Source organism: Vibrio sp. HM8-C (genome assembly GCF_058630515.1).
On the sequence record NZ_JBMMKS010000008.1, the window covers coordinates 106,058 to 130,193 of the forward strand.

Sequence of the window (24,136 nt, forward strand, 5' to 3'; positions counted from 1 at the left end):
GTATAAGCGAGTTGAGTTATCCCAGCATTTATCCACTGTTTTTGTGGATAACTCTCTCACTTACTCAAGGAATCACTAATTAAATGCTTTATTTATAGGAACTAACAAACGTCTAATCAAACTATTCACTACGGCGGCTAATGTGCAAAAAGTGATGATTGGTAGCACCAACCACATATTCAAATGCAGCGATGGTGACAATTGAAAACCAAATTTCATGACACTCGCAACCACTACATCCGCGCTAAGAGCAGCAACCATTCCTGCAACCAAAGCCATTAAGCCAAATTCAGACCATATCGTCTGTGTCACTCTACGACGACTTGCTCCTAATGTTCTATAAAGCCTAATTTCTTGCTGACGTTGACTCAAGCTCAAGCGTAATAGCGTAAAAATCAGGAGTATACCAGCAATTACGCCCATTAAGGCAAGAACCGTTATCGACCAGACGATTTGAGTCAGCAAATCCTGAATTTTCGCTCCCATAGCGCGAATATCCATCAAACTTACCGTTGGATGGTTACGAGACAGTTCAGTAAGTATTCCGTCATGTTGCTGTTCAATTCTGAAACTGACTAGCCACGAACTTGGGATGTCTTTGAATAAATCAGGGGTAAAAATAAAGTAGAAGTTAGGTTTCATCGCTCGCCATTCAACATGACGAATCGTGTTTACGGTTGCTTCTATCGATTGGCTGTTGATAACAAAAGTCAGCTTATCTCCAATTTTCAGACCAAGATCTTCCGCAACGTCTTGTTCTACCGACACACCGTTAGAATGCGTCCATTCTCCAGCAATTAAATCGTTGTAAGTCGGTAGGGTGTCACTCCATGTAAAGTTAAGTTCACGTCTTAATGCGTCACTGCGTCCTTCTCCATGTGCATAAGTTTTAGCTCCAACGTCATTTATTTGTGTTAAACGCCCCCGAATAATTGGGTACGCTTCAGAACGTTCAATATTGGCTTTGTCCAGCGTTCCCAAATAGGCATCTTTTTCATATGTCGCAATGTTGAATGCAAAGGCGTTAGCAGCGTTTGCAGGAAGAGTCTTCTGCCAGTCTGAAAGTAAATCTGTACGAACTAACCACATTACAGCAAGCAGCATCAATGACAGTGATAAGGCGCCAAACTGAATACCTGTGGCAACCGATGAACGGTTAATTCGGCTCAGAGCAAGCTTCATAGATGTATTAAGTGGCAGCTTTGCCAGTGAGCGTGTCACTACCACGCTGATCACTGCAAGAATCAAAAACAGCACTGAAATACCAGCAATTACTATCCACACTAATTTGTTTTGCCAATAGACAGTGAGCATTGGTACTAGAGGCACGAGTATTAATATGATATTCCAACGCATTCGGTTCTGCTTTTGACTCTCTTGCATAACGCTAGCCGCATTGACATTTAGTAGATGTCCAAGCGGGATACCTAAAGCAGGGACCGCAATCAGGATACTTGATATAAGTGCAACCAGAGCAGGTTTTAAACCGTAGCTTGGTAGAGGCGTAGGTAACAAATCGACTAATGGAATTCTGAGCAGATATTCCAGCCCCATACCAATAAAAATACCGCTAACGGCTGCAAATCCAAGTAGCAGAGCAACCTGAATAGCCAGCCATCGCCCAACCCATCGTTTACTTGCACCCAAACTTTTAAGCATTGCTATAGTGCGCTGACGCGTCGAAACATAGTGCTGGCAAGTCAGCACCAAAGTAGTGGCAGCCATGATGATGACGATAGCAACCGTTAAAGATAAATATTGCTGAGTCCTTTCAAATACCTCGTTGGTTCTACTGCCGCTATCTTGATCTCTCCAACGTTCACTCGGCGTTAGTGTAATAGCGTTCTTCAATTTTTCTATCGTGGGTTCTTCAGCATTAATGAACAACTGATATTGGACTCGACTACCGATTTGAATCGCGCCCGTGCGTTCTACATCAGACAGATGAATAAATACCGAAGGCATTTGTTGAAAGGGATTAAAGCTTAAACCCGGTTCTTGTAGCACTCGCCCTGATACCACAAAGTCAGCATCACCAATAGTGACATTGTCACCTATATTAACGTTGAGCTCGTTGAAAATTCTCTCATCAAGCCACAGCTGATTTGGTTCAACTTGATGAGTAACGGTTTGACCGTCCGATAACTCGATATCGCCGCGCAAAGGGTATTGACTATCAACAGCTTTAACAGTCACTAACTTCATACCGTTGTCGCTAAATGCCATGGTTGAAAAGCGAGTCATCGTTGATGTTGGCAATTTATCTTTCTGCGTCAGCTCTAGCAACGGCGTTGGTAACGGGTTTGCCGATACGAAAACGCTGTCTGCTGTTAGGGCATCTTTACCCTGCTTAACAATCACCTGCTCCATTCGATCTGCCAATGCCGTTAGCGCAAAAACACAAGCAATAATTAAGGTTAGAGCAATCGAAATTGGCCAAAGTTGTCCATGGCGTATTTCACTAAAACTCCATCGTAATAAGCGTTTATTGAGTGATGGATCAACAGTCATACTCTTTCCTCCAACATGCCAGCGGTCATATGAAAACGTCTTTGACATCTTGCCGCGAGTACAGGGTCATGGGTTACTAAAACCAATGTCGTTCCGTGTTGAGAGTTGAGCTCAAAAAGTAAATCGATCACTTTTGCTGCAGTTTCTTGATCAAGATTTCCTGTAGGTTCATCGGCAAACAGCACTTGCGGCCCAATCATAAATGCTCGCGCTAAAGCGACACGCTGCTGTTCCCCACCAGACAGCTGACTTGGTGAATGATGAATTCGATGCTCCAAACCAACCGACGTTAACAGTGCTTCAGCCCGCTGCTTGTCTTCAGGTTCACCTTTTAATAGACACGGTAATGTAACGTTTTCTAACGCGGATAAACTTGGAATCAGTAAGAAACTTTGAAATACAAACCCAACAGACTGACTTCTAATAGCAGCTCTCGCCTCATCATCTAACTCAGTCAGTGATTTGCCCAAAAGATGAACTTCTCCACTGGTTGGAGTGTCCAAACCGGCAAGAAGTGTCATCAAGGTAGATTTGCCAGCTCCGGATGTTCCTACGATAGCGACACTTTCACCTTGGTGAATATCAAGATTCACTTCTTTGAGGATTGTTAATTGCTCCTGATTGGTGGAGACTACTTTTGATAAAGATTGAGCTGAAATAACGGATGATTGCATGACTAAACTACTTTCCTTGCTTCTTGTTGTACTTTTCTCGGCCAACGCTAGTAGTAACACACTCTTAGTGTTGGGTGATAGTTTGAGCGCCGGCTATAACATGTCCATTGAACAAGCTTGGCCTAATTTGCTTGGGGATGCTTTAAAAAACAAAGGTAAATCTGTAACAGTAATTAACGGAAGTATCTCTGGTGATACTACAGGCAACGGCCTTTCACGCTTACCTTCTTTGCTAAAACAACACAATCCTGACTCCGTTTTAATTGAACTTGGTGCTAATGACGGTCTACGCGGATTTCCTCCAAAATTGGTTGAAAACAACCTGAAAACGATGATCGACACCATACAAGCACAAAATAGCCAAGTCATTCTGATGCAAATTCGCATTCCGCCAAATTACGGGAAACGTTATAGCGAAGCGTTTTCACAACTTTATCCAACCATCGCCAGTGAAAAATCGGTTCCTCTCATTCCATTTTTCCTAGAACAGGTCATCGTCAAACCAGAATGGATGATGCAAGACGGGCTTCACCCAAAACCTGATGCTCAACCTTGGATAGCAGACTTTATGGCGGAACAGTTAGAACCTTTGCTTTAAAGCATTTCCTACATTATGACTAAAAATATGTAGGTCTGTTGCCTCAGCTCAATAAACTTTACTTAGCTTTACGATATTGTTACTGCCCCCTAGCACCAAAAGGTACCAATAATGCTCATAGAACCCGTAATACAGGGTGTGGTTGCACGTACCGCACACCCTTTCGGTTGCGAACAAGCCATTTTAAAACAAATTCAATACGTTAAATCAGCAAAACCAATTGAACACGGCCCCAAACGTGTTTTGATTCTTGGCTCATCATCCGGCTTTGGGTTAGCTGCACGTATCGCATTAACATTCGGCGGAGCAAACGCAGATACTATCGGCGTTTCTATGGAACGAGGTCCATCTGAAAAAGGTGTAGGCAGCGCTGGTTACTACAACAACCATTTCTTTAAAAAGCATGCCGAAAAAAACGGCAATGTTGCGGTAAATATTGATGGCGATGTCTTTTCAAAGGAAATCCGCGATCAAGTGATTGAAGCGATCGAAACCTACTTCGAAGGCGAAGTAGATCTGGTCGTATACAGCATTGCAAGCGGCATGAGACGTAAAGGTGACAGCAACGAGTTTTGGCGTTCAGCTATTAGGCCTATCGGTGAAGCTGTATCAGGATCCACGATCCTGCTCGAAAACGATAGCTGGGTAAACAGTACGCTTGAACCTGCAACGGACGAAGAAATCACCAGCACGATCAAAGTAATGGGCGGTGAAGATTGGGAAAACTGGATTGATACTCTGATCAATGCTGATTCTATCGCTGAAGGCTGTAAAACTGTGGCTTTCTCGTACATAGGTCCTGAAATCACACATCCTATCTATCTAGATGGCACTCTGGGTTACGCAAAAGTAGATCTTCACCAGACTAGCCATTCACTGAACCTGAAATTGGCTAATTACAATGGCGGCGCATTCGCCTCTGTATGTAAAGCTTTGGTAACCAAAGCAAGCGTATTTATTCCAGGGTTAAGTCCATACATTTTAGCTCTATATCAAGTGATGAAAGAGAAAGGAACGCATGAAGGGTGCATTGAGCAAATGCAGCGTTTATTCAGCGAGAAACTCTATCTAGGAGAGGACGTTACTACACCTGTAGATAACGAACGCCTAATTCGCATGGATGACTTAGAGCTAAATGAAGAGACTCAAGCAAAAGTGTCATTACTTCTAAAAGAAATGAACGAAACCAATTTCAAGCAGTTGGGTGATTACCAAGGATTCAAACAAGAGTTCCTAAATTTGAACGGCTTTGGTTTTGAAGTTATCGACTATTCCAAACAGGTTGATCTCACACAATTCGTCACTGAAGATAACTGATAATAGAAGTCGGAACTTAAAGGACATTCGTCTTTAAGACACTATCAGACAGACCGTCTGTGTTGACAAATACCCTACTCACACTAAAACTGTACTCCTAAATAGAGTACAGTTTTTGTTTATCCTACAAGGATTAAGCAACACATGGCTTTACTCCCTTGATAGGGCTACCTATAATCGCCCCCTTTTTATTATTCCAAGAGCAGTCGTGATGGATGTATTAACAGCAAAACTGAAAAAACTCGAGAAGCAGAATTATCGCGCATATCAGCAAATCAAAGGCGAATATGACTTCGGTGATTACAATCTGTATATCGATTATGTTCAGTCAGATCCGTTCGCGTCTGCTTCACGCTTACGCGCAACAAGAGCCTGGTCACTAACTGGTCTAGCATGGCTGAAAGACAAGTCTGCTGCCTATCAAATGGCCGCGAGAGACTTTATCGCACGATCATTTGCTGAGTTTGCTAAGCAAGAAAACTCTGTGACTATCCACGTTACCGGTCAAACTGTTATGGATAGTACTTCGGTACTATTTACTGAGCACGGTATTGAACTACGTTTTCGTATGTCACTCCCAGCTGAAGGCCGCGACATTCTGGCTAAAAAAGCATTGAACACACTGACTTTTCACATGCCAAAGTTCATTCGCAAAGCAACAAGCTCACGAGAGCTCGATATCGAAGCTCTAAAGCATCACTGTGAAGTTGTGGAAGATCAAGAAGCATTACGTTCACAGTTGGCAGATAAAAATTTAGTTGCCTTTATTGCTAATGGTAGTGTGTTACCGCGTATTGCAGGTAACTGTGATTTACCAATGAAAGAGGCTGTTGCATTCCAATCACCAAAAGAATTGGAAACAGTGTTGGTTGCTCCTAATAAAGGAAAAGTTCGCGGTCTTGGCATTCCTAAAGGGATTACATTGATCGTTGGTGGCGGTTTTCATGGTAAATCCACATTATTGACGGCAATAGAACGTTCGATCTACAACCATATTCCAGGCGATGGCCGTGAAGGGATTGTCTCAGACTACAATTCTATGAAAATTCGCGCCGAAGATGGACGCTGTGTTCATAACCTTAATCTCGCAAACTACATCAACCATCTACCATTAGGCAGAGACACCCGTGATTTCAGCACTCAAGATGCATCCGGTTCAACCTCTCAAGCGGCTTGGCTTCAAGAATCTATTGAAGCAGGCGTAACAACTCTGCTTATAGATGAAGATACATCAGCAACAAACTTTATGATTCGTGACGAACGTATGCAAGCACTGGTCAGCAAAGGGGATGAGCCAATTACACCTTTAGTTGATCGTATTGGACAACTACGCGATGAAATGGGTATCTCAAGTTTAGTGGTTATGGGAGGTTCAGGTGATTATCTGGATGTCGCAGACACCGTGATTCAAATGCATGATTTCCAAGCTATCGATGTAACAGAGAAAGCGCAGCAAGTTATTGCTCTTCACCCTACTGAGCGCAAAAATGAATGTGAAAGGCCACTGGAGACCATTACTCCTCGCTCATTAAATTGCATAGCTCTACAAGCAATACTGGCAGAGGGTAAGTTTCGAGTTTCAGCAAAAGGCACCGATTCACTGCGTTTTGGTAAAGAGTTTACAGACTTATCAGCCTTAGAGCAGATTGAGTCACCGTCTGAAATCAATGCTATCGGCTGGCTGTGGTTCCAACTGGCACAAACACCAGGATGGTCAAAGAATCCAGCGCAAGATTTAGTAGCAATGCTTGGAGATAATTGGCATGAGAATATGCCAAACCATGGCGACCTTGCTAAACCACGAGTCTTAGATACTATGGCAGCTCTTAACCGTTTCCGTAAAGCTAAGTTCAAGAACTGATAGTTCATTACGCTTCAAACAAAAACAGCGCAATAATCGCGCTGTTTTTTCATCTTACGTTTCCTAAGCTTCTTGGCGAAGGATATTCCATGCTTCACATAGAATCCTAAACTTCTCAGCATTACCGTTATCTCGGTCTGGGTGCCATCTGAGCGCTAGCTTTCGCCATGTTTTACGAATCTCAAAATGCGTGGCATTGTCATTCAACTCAAACAGTCTGAGTGCTTGCTGTCGATTGAGATCTTTACTACTGCCACCCACAAACTTGCGATATCGAGTCCAGAACTCATTGAGCAAGCGCTTCACTTCCCCTTCACTCGCTTCGTAATGTTCCCACTGACAATAGTATTCACGTAATGGATCTTCCACATCGATGTAATGTGATGCATTGCGAAACATAGGCATAAGAATGATGTCCATTGCTTCGACTTGCAGCCATTGTTTGGGATACAAGGTTTCTTGTAGCTGATATAGCGCATTCATCATGAGAAAGTTACGCTTGAACAGGTCTTTCTCTGGAGCTTCGTCCAAAACAGGCATTAGCTCCAACTCACTTAAATGTGCAGCTAACGTATGCACTTTCCAACCAGATGGTTGACGTTTTAACACTTCCAAAATTGGCCACAATAAAGGATTTTCAACATAGTTTTGAAACGATGCGGACAATTGCTGTGCTTCAGTCATAGTCTTTCTCTCATTCTTCCCTTTCTTTATTCAAAGCCATGAGCATCTTTTTGTCGAGTAAGAATAAGACGAAACTATTAAGGCTTTGACCTTTATTCAATTTTTTAGTGCTCAGACAGTGCTAAGTTCTAAACGCGTCTAAGATTAATCTACTCGATTTTTACCAAAACATAATTGAACACTGTTTCTAATGATGTAACCATAGATACAAAAATTGAGTAAAGGATTAGTGATCTATGAATGCCCCAAAAAGCCTATCGTTGATGAGTCTGCTTTACGCTGTCATATTTGTGTTTTCCGCGATAAATCCATCCTCACGCGCCGTATGGATTGCTGAAATCATTCCAGCAATGCTTATACTTTCCCTTGTATGGTTGGTCTCTTTAAAACAAACATTAAGCACCACTTCTTATATTCTGTTCTTTATCTGGCTTACGCTTCATACGATAGGTGCAAAGTATACTTTTGCAGAAGTCCCGTTCGACTGGTTTAACAGTCTCATCGGTTCTGAACGTAATAATTTTGATCGCGTAGCCCATTTCTCAATCGGCTTGTATGCATATCCTATTGCCGAACTACTAATACGAAAGCAAAAAGCAAAACCTTGGCTGGCTTCAAGCTATGCTCTTTTTTGTATTATGAGCATTGCAGCAGGTTATGAGATTGTCGAATGGTGGTATGCCGCTCTAGCTGGGGGGGATGAAGGAATCGCTTTCTTGGGATCTCAAGGCGATATTTGGGACGCACAAAAAGATATGCTTTGCGATACGTTAGGTGCGCTAGCCTCTCTAATCTTGCTGAGTGTGCAATGTCGTATCAATCCCCATCGTTTTAATGCCTAAATTCTACACTTAGCCTAGAGAGTATTGGCTTCAATCCACTCTAAATATGGGTTGAAGCCGTCAGTAATCGGCACCTGTACTAATTGTGGCACTTCATAATTATGAAACTGTTGGATCGCTTCTGTTATTTGTGTAAACAACTTGGACTGAGTTTTGATAACCAGCAAAATCTCTTCATCGTTACACACCTCGCCTTCCCATATGTAGTGGCTACTGATTGGCAAAGTTTGAATACATGCTGCTAATTGATTAGATAGTAAGTAGCGAATCAACTGCTGCGTAACCTCTTGACTGTTTGTTGTGGTTAAAACGATACAGAATTTATCATCCATTTATTCGACTCCACCTAAATATTTTCGCCTGCCGCTTTGATAAGTTTCTATCAAAATCACCATCTGTGTTAATAACGGTTTAGATATCAATAAACTCAATTCATAGATTTATGAATTGAATCTCAAAAAATGAAAGAATAATGTAATTATAACAATCACCGACTGACATTCCGTTTATTCTGAACATAAATGAAGCAATAGCTAATTCAAAATAATAAAAATCTATTCAAAGAGAATGTGTGATGAAAATGATCGAGTGTTGCCCGCTGTGTCAAAGCGAGGAATATTTAATATCTGAAAGTGGGGAAAAATTTGTTTGTGGGAGATGCGGATTTCAAACACAAGAGTTGAGCAATGTGGTTCCAACAATATTGCCCATTAGCGCCGAGTCAGCTGCATACATCCATGTATCGGAGAATACCATACACTAAAAAGCCTTTAAGAGGCTGAATTAGGCTAAATACAGAGTTAACTGCTCTAAACTATCGAGTACGGTAACGTTTGGGTGGGATACTCTGTTTTGCCAAGTCAACGGCGTAATTTGAAAAGTTGTTACTCCGGCATTTAGACCTGCTTTTATACCCTTTTGTGTATCATCGATATACACACATTCATCAAGCATAAAACCCATGTTCATCGCGCAATAGCGAATTAAATCCGGTTCAGGCTTCCAACTATTCGCTTCGAATGCTGAGAAAATTTTGCCTTGGAAATAGCTGTATAAACCCGCAGATTTTAGAATAGCTTCAATACGCTCTTTAGGTGCGTTTGACGTAACACAGAACTCTGTTTCTGTTTCACGTAACCAATCTAATAATGCAATGGCTCCCCTCATTGGAGTCAGTTTCTGCAAAAATAAAGGCTCTAGAACTTCGCGATATCTTTGTTCGAGCACATCAACATCCGCCGTTTTTTCAGCAAGTTGTAGAGTTGAGTGCATAATGTCGGCTATTTTACCACCTTCAAAGTTATCAATAATATCTTCGATAGACAGCTCAGCCCCAATTTCATTGAATACTTGAACAAGGGCTTCACAACACAAACGTTCGCTATCGACTAATGTCCCTTCACAATCGAAAATAACGCAGCTCGTCTTTTTGCCAACCATAATATTTCTCCTTTCTTTGCAGTTTAAATACAAAATAAATAGGAAAAATGATTCAGTTAACAATTTGAAGTGAGCTTATGGGGCAATGTTCATAATTTGTAGCATTGTCACTGTTTAAAACAATGCAGAAATTTCTGACATTTAAGCCTGTTTAGAATTACTGCTCAATATAGAACAGGCCGGAGAATTCATTACTGATTAACCACTTATCGATGACTGCTTGAGCAAACTTATCGCAACTCGCATAACTGGTGTCTTTCACAACAACATCAGAAACCAATAGTTCGTTGTCTGAATAAGTTATAAGTGCAGCGGCAACTGGCTCAGATTGTTTAAATCCGACATATAAGTAGCAAGGTTCGGAAAAGATAATTTGAGTAAAAAACTCTAGCAGATAATTTTGTTCTTGTTCGTCTCGACCACGGGACGCTTGTAGCAATGAGAACATGACGGTTAAACGATGGAAATCAACCAGAAATATCTCTTCCAAATTGATACCTGTTGTTTCATTAGCCTTAGGCATTGATGTGACATGTTTTCCTTCGCAGATCGCCTGATAGATAGATCGACCTTTTAAACTTTCTGGTGTAGGAAATTCGACTTCAACTTGATCGAACAGCCACTGATTTTTCACTTTAAAGACGTTTGGATAGGAATCTGTCATGCATTTTTCTTCTGTTGAAGTGCTTACGCTAGTATTTCTTTTAGGCGTAATGAATAAGCGAAGAATACTTAGCTAGCTTCAAACTAACAAGTCTTCATATCTCAACTACAGATATTTCTTCGTTTACTCTCATAGATTTGCTTCGGCATATGCCAGCAAGTTGGTATATCATGGACACAATTTTGTACGAAGTGCCAAAGGACAACAAATGAAAAAATTACTGTTAGCGGTAGGTATTTCTAGCCTGCTACTCGGCTGTTCAGACAACGAAGTCGGTGACGTATCATTAGGTGTATTCACCCTAAAAGACATTAAAATAGCCTCCCTTCACGACGACAAAATACAAGGTGTTACCTGCCATATTGCCTCTATCGAAGCGAATTTGAGTTTATCAGATCCAAGTGACAGCTCTATCTCATGCAGACAGACAGGCGATATTACGCCTGAGATGATTGCATCTATTGATAAGTCCAAGTCTGGCGAAGTCGTCTTCAAACAATCAAAAAGTATCTTTTTTAAAACGATGAAAGTCAGAAGAATTTTTGATCCTGAAAATCAAACCCTTCTCTATTTGTCATACACGACGAAAGAAACTGACGGTAGCTTTAAACACAGTTTATCGACAGTACCTCTTTGGGGAACGAAAGCATACAATGCTTTTCCTGCCAACCAAACGACTACTCAGTAGATTAGAAATGGCAGTAGAAATGGTCTCTGAATTAAAACCATTTCTACTGCAATAAAATGAAAATAAAAAATTTATTTTGTGATAATATGCACGAAATATTTCTATCTACTAACACTAAAGATGAAGTTTCCCGGACAGCGTAAATCTAAGCACTACTTTCCGACACATGCTCGAGATCCACTGCTCAATCACATACAACAGGCGCCTAAACTACACCGACCGACTATCGTTGGCGTAGGCCAGACAATTGTTGATATTGAAGCTCGAGTAGATAATGACTTCCTAGCTAAATACGATCTGAGTAAAGGGCACTCGCTTGTTCTTGAAGAGAGGATAGCTGACGCTCTGTATAAAGAACTGGTTGACCTTGATCTGATCACCCATCAGCACCCTGGCGACACAATAGGCAACACACTGCATAACTACTCTGTACTTGCGGACAGCAAATCAGTGCTTCTAGGTGTTATGTCGAAGAACATTGAAGTTGGTTCTTTTGCGTACCGTTACTTATGTCGAACTTCATCGCGCATGAACTTAAACCATCTGCAAACCGTCGATGGTCCGATCGGTCGCTGCTATACCTTGATCACTGAAGACGGTGAGCGTACGTTTGCGATCAATGAAGGGCATATGAACAAACTGCGCCCAGATAGTATTCCAGAGCAAGTATTTGAAAAAGCGTCCGCGTTAGTGGTTTCGTCATACCTAATGCGTGGTAAACCTGAAGATCCAATGCCACAAGCTGTTCAACGTGCTATAGAGCTCGCGAAGGCGAACAACATTCCAGTGGTGTTAACTCTTGGCACCAAATATGTGATTGAAGGCAATGAAAAATGGTGGCAAAAGTTTCTTAAGGAAAACGTCACCGTTGTTGCTATGAATGAAGAAGAAGGTGAAGCTCTTACAGGTGAAAAAGACCCGCTACTTGCTTCAGACAAAGCCTTGGAATGGGTTGATCTTGTGCTTTGCACCGCAGGGCCGATTGGTTTATTCATGGCTGGCTACACTGATAATTCAAGCAAGCGAGAGACTGAGTTACCATTGCTTCCAGGTAATATTCCTGAATTCAATAAATATGAATTTAGCCGTGCAATGCGCAAGCAAGATTGTTCGAATCCAGTGAAGGTTTATTCGCATATTGGTCCTTATCTAGGTGGACCATTAGAAATTAAAAATACGAATGGAGCTGGTGATGGTGCGCTTTCTGCACTTTTACATGATATGGCAGCAAATGCTTTCCATCTTGTGAATGTGCCAAATTCCATCAAGCACGATCAACCTTATTTGACGTACTCTTCACTTTCTCAAGTTTGTAAATATGCGAACCGAGTAAGCTATGAAGTTCTGACTCAACACTCTCCACGTCTTTCAAGAGCACTACCCGAAAGAGAAGACAGTTTGGAAGAGGCATACTGGGAACGTTAACACCCTAATAAATAAGAGAGAAAGCGGCGTGACGATGCCGCTTTTTTTTGTTCCTCACTTTTTAATTTCCATATTCGATGGACAATTTTGTCGTCAAAACATGCGCTATAGCACGATTAACAGTAATCATTATTATCAATAATTGAATCAATATTCATTTGGCATTAGATTAAAACATTGTTTAGGTTTATTGCTCTAACGCTCAATCATTTGTAAATGTTTTGGTTTAATATTTCCTTCATCCACGTTTCGGATTATGTTGCTAGCAGTTGTTAGAGTTGGTATGCGGTTATGTCGTTAACACAAGATAAGTTATCTGTTATAGAAAACGTTCTGGATGACACGTATTTAAAACGGTTAATCCACATTTTCGACGTGTTCAATCACGGCGTTTTCTATATGGATGAACAAGGTGTAATGACCTTCTACAACCCAGAGTTTTACCACCAATTTGGTTTCGAATCGAAAACCATTGAGCTGGCAGACTGGTTTGAAATCGTGCACCCTCTCGATGCTGCGCTCCTAGATAGCCGAATCGGACAACATATTGATGAAGGTGGAAACGTTGTCACCCAATATCGTTTACGTAAAGCGAATGGACAATACATATGGGTTGAAGGTGTCGCTACAACCAAAACCATATGCGGGCAAACCTTTATGATTGGATGCCACAGAGATGTGTCCGATCAAAAGCTAATGGAGTCTTATCTTCATCAAGCTGCCTTTTTTGACAACGCAACTGGGCTTTCAAATCGAACCAAACTTTTACATGACATCGAAGCTCTAGACAAGAAACGTCAGATTAACGCTACCCTAATCTACATCCAGATTGATGACATCAAGTCATATCTAAACCAATACGGTACTGACGTCTTACAGCATATTATTGAGCATTTAACCAGTGCTCTGCGTGTTCTCCCTGATGACGCTTGCGAACATTATAGAGTGAGGTCAGATGATTTTGCCGTTTTGTTATACGGCGATTACACAACTGGCGAACTCCAACGTCTATGTCAAAAGATACTCAAACATTACGCAGAATCGACCTTAGAGTATGGAAAACTTTATGGGGATAAAATTAGCATTGGCGTCTACCCATATATTGATACCAGTTTGACTCCAGCAGAGTGTTTAAGTATTGCTTCTCGAACATGTCAATTCGCCGGAGAAAATAATCGCTCGCGTGTAGAGGTTTATACCGGTAGGACACAAAATAGCGTCGATAGATTCTTCTTTATTGAAAAAGAACTCAAAGAAGCGATTCACTCACGCTCTCTGAGTGTGAAGTTCCAGCCAATAATCAATGCCACTAACGGCAAAGTAGCTAGCTTTGAAGCACTAGTTAGATGGCGCTCAAAAAGCTATGGCGAAATATACCCCGACGAGTTCATCCCTATTGCAGAAAAAAAAGGCTTAATTAACGAACTGGGGTATTTGGTTTTCGGCAAAGCTTGTGAATTCATCAGCCGCTATAACCAACTGAACAATGCCAACATACGAGTCAACGTTAACGTCTCCGTATTACAACTTCTAGATACAAACTTCCCATCGAACCTATACACTCTTGCCGTCAGTTCAGGTGTTGCTCCTAAGTCTATCGTTTTGGAATTAACCGAAACGGTAATGCTCGACGGTAATAAAAATGCGTTAAACCAAATTTACATTTTAAGCAGCATGGGTTTTTCACTATCTTTGGATGATTTTGGTTCCGGCTTTAGTTCAATTCACAGTTTCTTGGGTCTACCTTTAAAACAAATCAAGGTGGACCGAGTAATGACAACAAAATCAATGACTAATGCTGCTTATGAGCAATACCTGCAGTTTATCACTCAGTTATGCCGCTCAAAGGGTATTGATATTGTTTTTGAGGGGATTGAAGACCAAGCCATGTTCCAAAAATACAAAGACATGGGTGCATCCTATTTTCAAGGATATTGGTTCTCTAAACCATTAACGTTAGCTAGTGCGAGTCGATATACACTTCTTAGAAGTGATGTTATTCCTCAAGCAGCGTCAAAAACATCTACTTGAGGATAGTTGTTTCTTAATTACTTACCGCGTAACTTTTTTGAGCTGTATAGTAGTTGTTATCAAATGCTAAGTTACCCCACATCGCATTGGCATACGCTTTTGTAACTATCTCGTCATCAAGCTTCACAGCTGTCAGTGAGTCTTCATCCGGATTATAGCTGTAGGTAGATATTCCTTTTTCTGGCTGTATGACCACTACTTCATTGCTCTCCGTCATCCAAGCGAAGTTCTTATCACGTTGCATCATCGCACGTTGCTTTTCAGCAGGAACGTCCATTGTTAGATCATGCCCAATCATAGGGTTTTGACTACTAATACCAGCCAATGATAACAAGGTAGGAACAAGGTCAATTTGACTCACTAAACGATCATCAAGTTGAGGCTCAATACCACCACCAAATATAACAGCAGGAATCTTGAAGTGACCGATAGGTACTGGCAATGTACCTGTTGCACGAGCATCATGGTCTGCAATTACAGCAAAAACGGTATTATCCCAGTATTTAGATTTCTTGGCCTTTTCGACAAACTCACCCAATGCAAAATCAGCATACTTAACTGCATTCTCGACGGTCTGCTTCGGTTCGTTATACGGTTCAATAACACCATCAGGGTATTCAAATGGACTGTGGTTAGAAGATGTAAACACTAAACTGAAAAATGGTTTATCTGCATCCACAAGTTGACTGAACTGCTCATCTGCCTTGTTAAAAAGATCTTGATCAGATGCTCCCCAAGAACCAACAAATGTTGGAGATACAAAGGTCGGGAAATCCTGCATATCAACAAAGCCATTGCCTAAGAAGAAGCTCTTCATATTGTCAAAATGACTTTCCCCACCATAAATAAATTGTGTGTGGTACTGATTCGCCTTCAACAGATTAGCGATGCTAAAGAAATTTGTTTGGCTCTTACCAAGCTTGACGACGGCGCGTGCAGGTGTTGGTGAAAATCCAGTAGTAACAGCTTCAATACCGCGAACAGAGCGAGTTCCTGTGGCATACATTCGTGTAAAAGCCCAACCCTCTTGAATAAGATTATCGAGATTGGGTGAAGCATCGATGCCACCTAAGCTTTTAACATAACGAGCCCCGTGACTTTCGAGCAGTAAAATTACGATGTTCTTTCTTGGACCATTATAAGACGCTACATGATTAGCTAATGTCGGTTTTTCACTATCAACGAAAGCACTTTCTGGCAAGTTCATTGAGTCTTTAACTTGTTCGACGATCAATTGCTTATCCATCTTAGGATAGAATTCAAACGCGCTTGCTTCCGAACCCATTTGCTTAGCAGCAAATATTACAGAATATGAAGAGTTCAATGTTAAATCATTTACCAAAGGATCGGCTGCAAAAGCCACCATCGCAGGGTTTAAAGGACGATGACCTAGAGAAGAACGAGCTCCCATCATACAAACCGCAACAACAGTCACAGCAATAAACGGGCGCCAATACCAACGAGGATAACGCAATGAACTTACCAAAGAAGCAGACCACTTCCAGCCAACAACTAAAGTAACAACACTAACAGCTAGTCCCAAAAACAGTTCCAACTTATAGCCAGACCACAGCATACCGAACACTTCTTTAGGATAAATTAAGTATTCAACGAATAGGCGATTCGGGCGTAAATCATATTCAATAATAAATGGAGGTGTTGCGGCTTCCATGTAAACAACGAGCCAAAGGCCAGCGGTAATCCAGATTCTCAGAATCCAGCTCCAGATGCGACCGATAAGATGTTCACCTGATACAAGGGATGCTAATAACGCAGGAAGAATAAACAAGTAAGAAATGGAGGCGATATCAACTCTCAATCCACTCAGCAGTATCTCTGCCCAACCATTAGCATCTGAAACACGGTCAAAGTGCCAAATGGAGAGCCCAATACGCGAAAGAGTAAAAAGCACAATCATGGCAACTGAAGCAGCTGCTAAAGGGTAAATTGGCCCCAAAAACGATTTGAGTTTATTCAAGATAATTCTCTTTTATAGTTAAAATTACTTACAGATAACGATATCAATAAGTTATTAGCGATTTTGCATGTAAACAACATGTAAACAAGCCATAGCTAATAAACTATAGAGGTAGATCCCAATAATGAAAACGTTAGAGAATTATGTTGCATAAGATGTGAAAAAAATGTCGTCACTCGATGAAAAGATGAACTTTCCCAACTGCAACGACAATTGTAATAATGCGATAAAAGCAACTGAACTTAATAGCGTTTGCTCCTTACGATAACGGCTAAACTGGCGATAATAAGTGTTAACAGACCAAGTGAGCCACCACCAGAATCACCAGAACTGGATGTGGAATCAGAATCTATGCTATCAACGTAAGATTGCCTTTTAGCATCAGTAGCTACATATTTTGCTGTTTCAGTACCCGCTAGCACACTGTCAATCCAAGACTTGTAATCATAGACTTCGGTAAATACAGAAGTAGCACTTTTAACTGGGTCACCGCAAAAAGTAGCTGGTCCATAACTAGTTATGCCAACTTGTTTATAAGCCCCGCCATAATACCAATATAGTGGACCACCTGAGTCACCTTGGCATGTACTTGCTTCCAGACCATTCGAACTATTTACATCACCTTCCATACACAACTTTGTATAAGTGACATTACCATAGGTAACGTTACACACACTGTTTTCTACATAGTTTAATGAGGCATATTGCAAAGTAGTTGTATCATCGATTCCTGTTTTAGTATTCCCATGTCCTACCGCATAGAATTCCATAGATGAATATCTGTAATCAGAATCGTTATCCGAAAAGTCTAAATAGTAGCTTGAATCGATGGTAGTTAGCTCAGATTCAAGCACTAGAATCGCCAAATCATTATTTAATGTTGAATTATTGTAGTTATCTGGGTAATAGATTTTTGAAACGCGTTTTTTTTCGTTGATGCTATAAGGGTAAAAATTTTCGTACTGTAGATTTGGAACGACAACCGTAAATAATGAGTAAAGGCTGTTATCTGGATCTGTACTGTAAACACAGTGAGCAGCGGTGAGAATATGAGTGGAATCTAAGATTGTTCCCCCACAATAACTGCCAGCATAATAAGTGTTTTTGTACTCAATCAAATCGACAAACAGTGCAACGTAAGAGGAAAAAGTAGTAATCTCTGCGCGGGAGCCATTCACTATGTACGCGGTATAGTCTTCAGCCGCTGATGCATAACTACACACACCTATTAGGGTTGATACTATTGCAGCCTTTTTCTTCATAGTGATAATCCGTTACTTACGTCTGCTTCTAATAATTTTAGAAGGTTGATACAAATAAAAAAGCAGCAAGACTAGACTTACTGCTCTTTGGACTAACATATTTACTTATAGTTACTTAACCGCGGTAGTATCTTTGTGGTACGAAAGGCATTTTCTCTACCAGCATTGGCAACATCTTACCGCGAACTTCTGCATACACTTCTGTGCCTATGGCAGAGAAATCCGAGCGAACATAAGCCATAGAAACGGGTTTATCAGCTGTTGGACCAGCAGTACCACTCGTAACTACGCCGATTTGTTGCCCGTCTGCATCAAACAATTCCGTGCCTTCACGCACTGGAGCTTTGGTTTGACCAACTAGACCAACACGTTTACGAGCTACATCTTTTGTCGCAATTTGGTTAAGAATAATGTCTGCGCCTGGGAAACCACCCTCACGAGCGCCACCCATTCTGCGAACTGGCTGAATTGCCCACAATAAGCTTGCTTCTACCGGTGTCGTTGTCGTGTCTAAATCATGGCCATACAAACATAAACCACACTCTAAACGGAGTGAATCACGGGCACCTAGACCGATCCATTCCACTTCGTCAAACGAAGTTAACTTACGAGCAAGTTCTTGCGCCTTTTCAGCTGGAACAGAAATTTCGTAACCATCTTCACCTGTGTAGCCACTGCGACTAACGATACATTCAATTCCATCAATGCTAAGTTGTTGGATATCCATAAAAAGCATATCTGCAACAGCTGGTTGCAAACGAGCAAGTACCTCAGCAGTTTTAGGCCCTTGTAGTGCCAAAAGTGCTCTATCTTCAATAACTTCAAGCTCTACGCCTGCTGGCAAGTGCGCTTGCAAATGGTCAATATCTTGCTCTTTACACGCTGCGTTAACCACAACGAACAAATGATCACCTAAGTTTGCAACCATTAGGTCATCTAAAATCCCACCCTGCTCGTTAGTAAAGAATGCATAGCGCTGTTTACCTTCAGCCAAATCAACGACATCTACAGGAACCAAAGTTTCCAAAGCTTCTGCTGCGCCTTCACCATGTAAGCGAAGCTGCCCCATGTGAGAAACATCGAACAGTCCCGCAGCTTCACGAGTATGTAAGTGCTCTTTTTTTACGCCTAGCGAATATTGAACAGGCATATCGTAGCCCGCGAAAGGAACCATCTTAGCACCCACTTCAATGTGTAAAGCGTGTAGAGGAGTTACCAAAAGTTCCTGAGTCGCATGTTCTTGAGTCATTTTATTCTCCATTTTGCCAAGCTCTTAAATCCAGAGTTAGCCATCTCTAAAGCAAGATTTCCATCGAGCGGAAACCATGTTTCCAATAGTAAACAAGAATGCGCCTGTTTTAGCTGTTTAACAAGTTTCAAACAGTGACCAAAGTCTAAGTTAACAACTCAATCACATTAGTTACGCCCAACAAAAAGCCGCATTGTGTCTTAAAACATCAATGCGGCGTATTTTTCTTCAAATTAAAACAAAATGCAATCGTTTGCCTTCACTATTGGAAACTTTACTATTTCGATGTCACCCACAGGATATGTGCATCTTCTTCACTCAGTGATACTAACATGTGTCCCATATTGGCATCGTAATAAACACTGTCCCCTTCTTCCAAACGAACAGGCTCATAAAACTCACTGTAGAACATAACAACGCCTTCAAGGATCAGTAGAAACTCTTCGCCATCGTGACGAACCCAGTCTCCGTACTCATCAAAAGCGCGAGCTCGAACGCGACTTTTAAAAGGCATCATTTTTTTATTGGATAGCTGAGTAGCTAAGAGCTCATGTTCGTATGTTTGCGTTGGATGCGGCTTACCAGCGGAGTTTTTAGTAATATCTCTACGCCCAGTTGCTAGAATTTTCTTAGGTGGTTCAAATAGTTGTGGCATATCTATTTGCAGACCATGCGCCAATTTTTGCATTGCCTGAAACGTAGGTGAAATCTGTTCGTTTTCAATTTTGCTTAGTGTAGAGCGTGCAAGACCCGTTCGGTTACTCGCTTCCTCTAAGGTTATTGCTAACTTAGTGCGAATATCTTTAATGCGTTGCCCAAGCTTTAACGGCTCTATATTTTGTTCACTTGCTTCTTTGGCAAGTATCATTGATGGGTACTCATCATAAATGTCTTCTGACATGCTTTCCCTCTAATGAATAGCATTCCTGTATTTGAAAATCATTGTTGCACAAAGATATCGTTCCCTTAAAGAGCATGCACAGAAATAAAGCGTGCTTTAGGTAACAAAAACATTACCTATGTTTCCTATAGGAAATTTTTCGTTGATTGTTGTCACTCCAAAGAGTATGTTACTGGCTTGTTAGCCAAGCCAGTTTAGGCGCTGAGAATCAAAGCGATGTTTTTAACATTTTTCAGCTAACAAAATGTACATAGCCAAGATCAAATTGAAAATAGAACACCCAATAAAATGACTAACTAAAGGGTAGTTATCCACAAATTGTCTTTCGTTGGATATGTAAATAAATCATCTCTTTTTGCACCAGAGATGCCTATCATTACTTTTGATGTGGACATTACACATCAGACGGAATAAATAGGTAGCTGTTTAGAATTTGAAATCGTTGTTGATTAGGTCTATCTAAAAAGTCTGTCAGCAACAAAACATTTGATGAAGCTGTGAGATTGGATTAAACGCTAAATCGCAAGTACACATTCAATCAACAGCAACAGTTTGGATATTTTTTTGGAGAATTAGCAATGGACAATACACTTAAGTTTACAGAAAGCCATGAATGGGTTCGTGACAACGGTGATGGCACTGTAACTATCGGCATTTCTGAACATGCTCAAGAAATGTTGGGTGATGTCGTTTTCGTTGAATTACCAGAAGTAGATACTGAGATTGATGCTGGTGACAGCTTTTCTCTTGTTGAGTCAGTAAAAGCAGCTTCTGACATCTACGCACCAGTTTCAGGCGTTATCGTAGAAGTGAACGAAGAACTACAAGACAGCCCTGAGCTTATCAACGAAGAATCTTATGAAGGCGGCTGGATTGTTAAAGTGAAAATGTCTGATCCAGCAGAGCTTGATGACCTTAAAGATGCCGAAGAGTATCTGAACTCAATCGAAGAAGACTAATTTATACAACAGGAAAGCTGTCCATTTTGGGCAGCTTTTTTTCAAAGCCACGTAAGCGAGTTGTCTCGTGGTTTTAGAAGGTAAAGGGAAAATGACTGAATTACTTCATAGCCTAAGCACACAAAATGAATTTGTTGCTCGACACAATGGTCCTAATCTTAATGATCAAGCAAAAATGCTTGCGACCATTAAAGCAGAAAGCTTAAACGCACTTATCGCAGAAACTGTTCCAGCAAGCATTCGTCTTGAATCTCCAATTAAGCTTGCTCCAGCCAAAAGCGAAGCGGACATGCTTACTGCAATGCGTGTTTTCGCAGAGCAAAACCAAGTTAAAAGAACATTCATCGGTCAGGGTTATTACAACACGTTCACCCCAAACGTAATCCTACGTAACGTGCTTGAAAATCCGGGCTGGTACACAGCTTACACACCATACCAACCAGAAATTTCCCAAGGTCGTCTTGAGTCTTTGTTGAACTATCAACAAATGGTCATGGACCTAACGGGTATGGACATCGCGAACGCTTCTCTACTTGACGAAGCAACAGCGGCAGCAGAAGCAATGACACTATGTCAACGCGCAGGTAAAAGTAAGAGCAACCGTTTCTTCGTAGCAGATGATGTACATCCGCAAACTATCGAAGTGGTGAAAACTCGCGCAGAATTCTTTGGTTTTGAAGTTATTATCGGCGCAATCGATTGCCTTTCTGAGCAAGATGTATTCGGTGCCCTGCTTCAGTACCCAAGCACGACAGGTGAAGTTCGTGACTTAACCGATATCATCGAGAAAGCTCACGCAAACAAAACGCTAGTTACTGTAGCAACAGATCTACTTGCAAGCACACTACTGAAACCTGCGGGTGAGATGGGTGCTGACGTTGTGATTGGTTCTGCTCAGCGCTTTGGTGTGCCTATGGGTTACGGTGGTCCACACGCAGCATTCATGGCTACTCGCGAAGCTTATAAGCGCACAATGCCAGGTCGCGTAATCGGTGTATCTATCGATAGCAAAGGCAATCAAGCTCTTCGCATGGCGATGCAAACTCGTGAACAGCACATTCGCCGCGAGAAAGCGACATCGAACATTTGTACTGCTCAGGCCCTATTAGCAAACATGGCTTCTTTCTACGCTGTATATCATGGCGCAGAAGGTCTATTGAAGATTGCTCGTCGTACTCATCACCTGACCGCTATCTTAGCTGCAGGTTTAACAAAATCTGGTTATGAGTTAGCACACAATAGCTTTTTCGATACCATCACTATCAACACTGCTAGCAATACTGAAGCGCTTTATCAGAAATCTCAACAAGCTGATATCAACTTACGCAAATTGCCAACACAGCTTGGTATTAGCTTAGACGAGACAACCACGCTAGCCGATATTGAAGCACTGTTTGCTATCTTTGATGTAAAAGAAGACATCGCTACGATTTCAAACACTGTTGCAAGCAATGAATTCGCGGCAATCCCAGAGAACTGTCGTCGTACTTCTAAATATCTGACTCACCCAGTGTTTAACACTCACCACAGTGAAACTCAGATGATGCGTTATTTGAAGAAGCTTGAAAATAAAGACTTCTCTCTAACCCACGGTATGATTCCGCTTGGCAGCTGTACAATGAAATTGAACGCTGCAGCAGAAATGATTCCGGTAACTTGGCCAGAGTTTGGGGCTCTTCACCCATTTGCTCCGAAAGCACAGGCAGCTGGTTACACAGCTCTAGCTAATGACCTAAAAGAGAAGCTATGTGAAATCACAGGCTACGATGCGTTTTCTCTACAGCCGAACTCAGGTGCTTCTGGCGAATATGCAGGCTTACTAGCGATTCAACGTTACCACCAAAGCCGTGGTGAAGGTCATCGCAACGTATGTTTGATTCCAAGCTCAGCACACGGTACTAACCCAGCAACGGCTTCAATGGTTTCTTTGAAAGTTGTTGTGGTTAAATGTGATGATAACGGAAACATCGATTTAGTAGACCTTGCAGATAAGATTGAAAAACACAAAGACAATCTATCTAGCATCATGATCACTTACCCTTCTACACACGGTGTTTATGAAGAGCAAGTGCGTGAAGTCTGCGATATGGTGCACGCAGCAGGCGGTCAAGTTTACCTAGATGGCGCAAACATGAATGCTCAAGTTGGTTTGACTTCACCTGGCTTCATCGGTTCTGACGTGTCACACCTAAACCTTCACAAGACGTTCTGTATTCCACATGGCGGCGGTGGTCCAGGTATGGGACCAATTGGCGTTAAGTCTCACTTAGCACCATTCCTACCTGGTCATATTGAAGGTGGCGTTGAAGGTACAGATTACGCGGTTTCTGCAGCAGATATCGGAAGTGCATCTATTCTTCCTATCTCATGGGCATACATTGCTATGATGGGTACAGAAGGTTTAACAGAAGCAACAAAAGTAGCGATTCTAAACGCTAACTATGTGATGGAACGTCTACGTCCTCACTACCCTGTTCTGTACCGTGGTACAAATGGTCGTGTAGCGCATGAATGTATTATCGATATTCGTCCGCTAAAAGAAGAGACAGGCATTAGCGAAGAAGACATCGCGAAGCGTTTAATGGACTACGGTTTCCATGCGCCAACAATGTCATTCCCAGTTGCTGGTACCTTGATGGTTGAGCCAACTGAATCTGAAGATTTAGCTGAATTAGACCGTTTCTGTGATGCAATGATCGCTATTCGTGAAGAGATCAACCAAGTACATGCTGGTGCTTGGCCATTGGAAAACAACCCATTGGTAAATGCTCCGCACACTCAAGTTGATCTATCAAGCACAGAATGGGATCACCCATATTCACGTGAAGTTGCTTGCTTCCCAAGCAAACAAACGAAAGACTCGAAATACTGGCCAACAGTTAACCGCGTCGACAACGTGTATGGTGACCGTAACCTAATCTGTTCTTGCCCAAGCATAGACAGTTACGAGTAATGAATAGTAAAGGCGAACTGAGTGGTTCGCCTTTTTTATCTGTGCAACAAAATTCCACAAATTGGACTTAAATTAAGCCATAAACTTGTTAAGTCATAA

Annotated in this window: 19 protein-coding genes; 9 read left to right on the top strand and 10 right to left on the bottom strand. The window is 41.6% G+C overall.

Features of this window, described 5'->3' with window-relative positions:
* Positions 1-75 precede the first annotated feature (75 nt).
* A complete protein-coding gene (locus tag ACOSVQ_RS11240; RefSeq protein ID WP_491982654.1) occupies positions 76-2,511 on the bottom strand; it encodes an ABC transporter permease in 2,436 nt (811 codons plus the stop codon).
* Positions 2,508-3,185, bottom strand: a complete 678-nt coding sequence (locus tag ACOSVQ_RS11245; RefSeq protein ID WP_491982655.1) for an ABC transporter ATP-binding protein — start codon at positions 3,183-3,185, stop codon at positions 2,508-2,510. The genes ACOSVQ_RS11240 and ACOSVQ_RS11245 overlap by 4 nt, the downstream gene beginning before the upstream one ends.
* Here ACOSVQ_RS11245 and tesA point away from each other — a divergent pair.
* From tesA to ACOSVQ_RS11260, 3 genes are all read left to right on the top strand, one after another.
* Complete coding sequence (tesA, locus tag ACOSVQ_RS11250; RefSeq protein WP_463597574.1) at positions 3,184-3,783, top strand: multifunctional acyl-CoA thioesterase I/protease I/lysophospholipase L1; 600 nt, start codon at positions 3,184-3,186, stop codon at positions 3,781-3,783. The two genes, ACOSVQ_RS11245 and tesA, sit on opposite strands and share 2 nt — an antisense overlap.
* Positions 3,784-3,894: 111 nt before the next feature.
* Positions 3,895-5,100 (top strand): enoyl-ACP reductase FabV, encoded by a 1,206-nt coding sequence (gene fabV / locus ACOSVQ_RS11255; protein ID WP_491982656.1) that lies wholly within the window; start codon positions 3,895-3,897, stop codon positions 5,098-5,100.
* Between the two features lie 211 nt (positions 5,101-5,311).
* On the top strand, positions 5,312-6,961 hold the full coding sequence (locus ACOSVQ_RS11260) for a P-loop domain-containing protein (RefSeq protein ID WP_491982715.1): 1,650 nt from the start codon (positions 5,312-5,314) through the stop codon (positions 6,959-6,961).
* 63 nt (positions 6,962-7,024) lie between these two features.
* Here the strand turns inward: ACOSVQ_RS11260 and ACOSVQ_RS11265 are convergent, their stop codons facing one another.
* Positions 7,025-7,645, bottom strand: a complete 621-nt coding sequence (locus ACOSVQ_RS11265; RefSeq protein ID WP_491982657.1) for a DNA-J related domain-containing protein — start codon at positions 7,643-7,645, stop codon at positions 7,025-7,027.
* Positions 7,646-7,881: 236 nt separating this feature from the next.
* Here ACOSVQ_RS11265 and ACOSVQ_RS11270 point away from each other — a divergent pair, with 236 nt between their 5' ends.
* Positions 7,882-8,487, top strand: a complete 606-nt coding sequence (locus ACOSVQ_RS11270) for a DUF2238 domain-containing protein (protein ID WP_491982658.1) — start codon at positions 7,882-7,884, stop codon at positions 8,485-8,487.
* A gap of 14 nt (positions 8,488-8,501) precedes the next feature.
* On the opposite strand, the gene cutA is transcribed toward ACOSVQ_RS11270, so the two are convergent.
* The 3 genes from cutA to ACOSVQ_RS11285 form a co-directional block, all read right to left on the bottom strand.
* Positions 8,502-8,819, bottom strand: a complete 318-nt coding sequence (cutA, locus tag ACOSVQ_RS11275; protein ID WP_491982659.1) for a divalent-cation tolerance protein CutA — start codon at positions 8,817-8,819, stop codon at positions 8,502-8,504.
* 451 nt (positions 8,820-9,270) lie between these two features.
* Positions 9,271-9,927, bottom strand: coding sequence for an HAD family hydrolase (locus tag ACOSVQ_RS11280; RefSeq protein ID WP_491982660.1), 657 nt, complete (start codon positions 9,925-9,927; stop codon positions 9,271-9,273).
* A gap of 157 nt (positions 9,928-10,084) precedes the next feature.
* The gene (locus ACOSVQ_RS11285; protein ID WP_491982661.1) at positions 10,085-10,591 is read right to left on the bottom strand and encodes a hypothetical protein; all 507 of its coding nucleotides are present in this window, start codon (positions 10,589-10,591) and stop codon (positions 10,085-10,087) included.
* 208 nt (positions 10,592-10,799) lie between these two features.
* Between ACOSVQ_RS11285 and ACOSVQ_RS11290 the strand changes: the two genes are divergently transcribed.
* From ACOSVQ_RS11290 to ACOSVQ_RS11300, 3 genes are all read left to right on the top strand, one after another.
* Positions 10,800-11,279, top strand: a complete 480-nt coding sequence (locus tag ACOSVQ_RS11290) for a CreA family protein (protein ID WP_491982662.1) — start codon at positions 10,800-10,802, stop codon at positions 11,277-11,279.
* A 120-nt stretch (positions 11,280-11,399) separates the two neighbouring features.
* Positions 11,400-12,704, top strand: coding sequence for an inosine/guanosine kinase (locus ACOSVQ_RS11295; protein ID WP_491982663.1), 1,305 nt, complete (start codon positions 11,400-11,402; stop codon positions 12,702-12,704).
* Positions 12,705-12,995: 291 nt separating this feature from the next.
* A complete protein-coding gene (locus ACOSVQ_RS11300) occupies positions 12,996-14,735 on the top strand; it encodes an EAL domain-containing protein (protein WP_491982664.1) in 1,740 nt (579 codons plus the stop codon).
* Positions 14,736-14,748: 13 nt separating this feature from the next.
* Here ACOSVQ_RS11300 and ACOSVQ_RS11305 read toward each other — a convergent pair whose 3' ends face one another.
* The 4 genes from ACOSVQ_RS11305 to ACOSVQ_RS11320 all read right to left on the bottom strand — a co-directional run bounded on the left by ACOSVQ_RS11305 (position 14,749) and on the right by ACOSVQ_RS11320 (position 20,125).
* The gene (locus ACOSVQ_RS11305; protein WP_491982665.1) at positions 14,749-16,713 is read right to left on the bottom strand and encodes an LTA synthase family protein; all 1,965 of its coding nucleotides are present in this window, start codon (positions 16,711-16,713) and stop codon (positions 14,749-14,751) included.
* 242 nt (positions 16,714-16,955) lie between these two features.
* Positions 16,956-17,975: a S1 family peptidase gene (locus ACOSVQ_RS11310; protein ID WP_491982666.1), complete on the bottom strand. Its 1,020-nt coding sequence runs from the start codon at positions 17,973-17,975 to the stop codon at positions 16,956-16,958.
* Positions 17,976-18,090: 115 nt separating this feature from the next.
* Positions 18,091-19,224, bottom strand: coding sequence for a glycine cleavage system aminomethyltransferase GcvT (gene gcvT / locus ACOSVQ_RS11315; protein ID WP_491982667.1), 1,134 nt, complete (start codon positions 19,222-19,224; stop codon positions 18,091-18,093).
* A 277-nt stretch (positions 19,225-19,501) separates the two neighbouring features.
* Entirely contained in the window at positions 19,502-20,125 is a 624-nt protein-coding gene (locus tag ACOSVQ_RS11320; RefSeq protein WP_491982668.1) for a helix-turn-helix domain-containing protein, read from the bottom strand.
* 578 nt (positions 20,126-20,703) lie between these two features.
* Between ACOSVQ_RS11320 and gcvH the strand changes: the two genes are divergently transcribed.
* Both gcvH and gcvP read left to right on the top strand, forming a co-directional pair.
* Positions 20,704-21,084: a glycine cleavage system protein GcvH gene (gene gcvH / locus ACOSVQ_RS11325; RefSeq protein ID WP_165313785.1), complete on the top strand. Its 381-nt coding sequence runs from the start codon at positions 20,704-20,706 to the stop codon at positions 21,082-21,084.
* Between the two features lie 91 nt (positions 21,085-21,175).
* Entirely contained in the window at positions 21,176-24,037 is a 2,862-nt protein-coding gene (gcvP, locus tag ACOSVQ_RS11330; RefSeq protein WP_491982669.1) for an aminomethyl-transferring glycine dehydrogenase, read from the top strand.
* Positions 24,038-24,136: the final 99 nt, after the last annotated feature.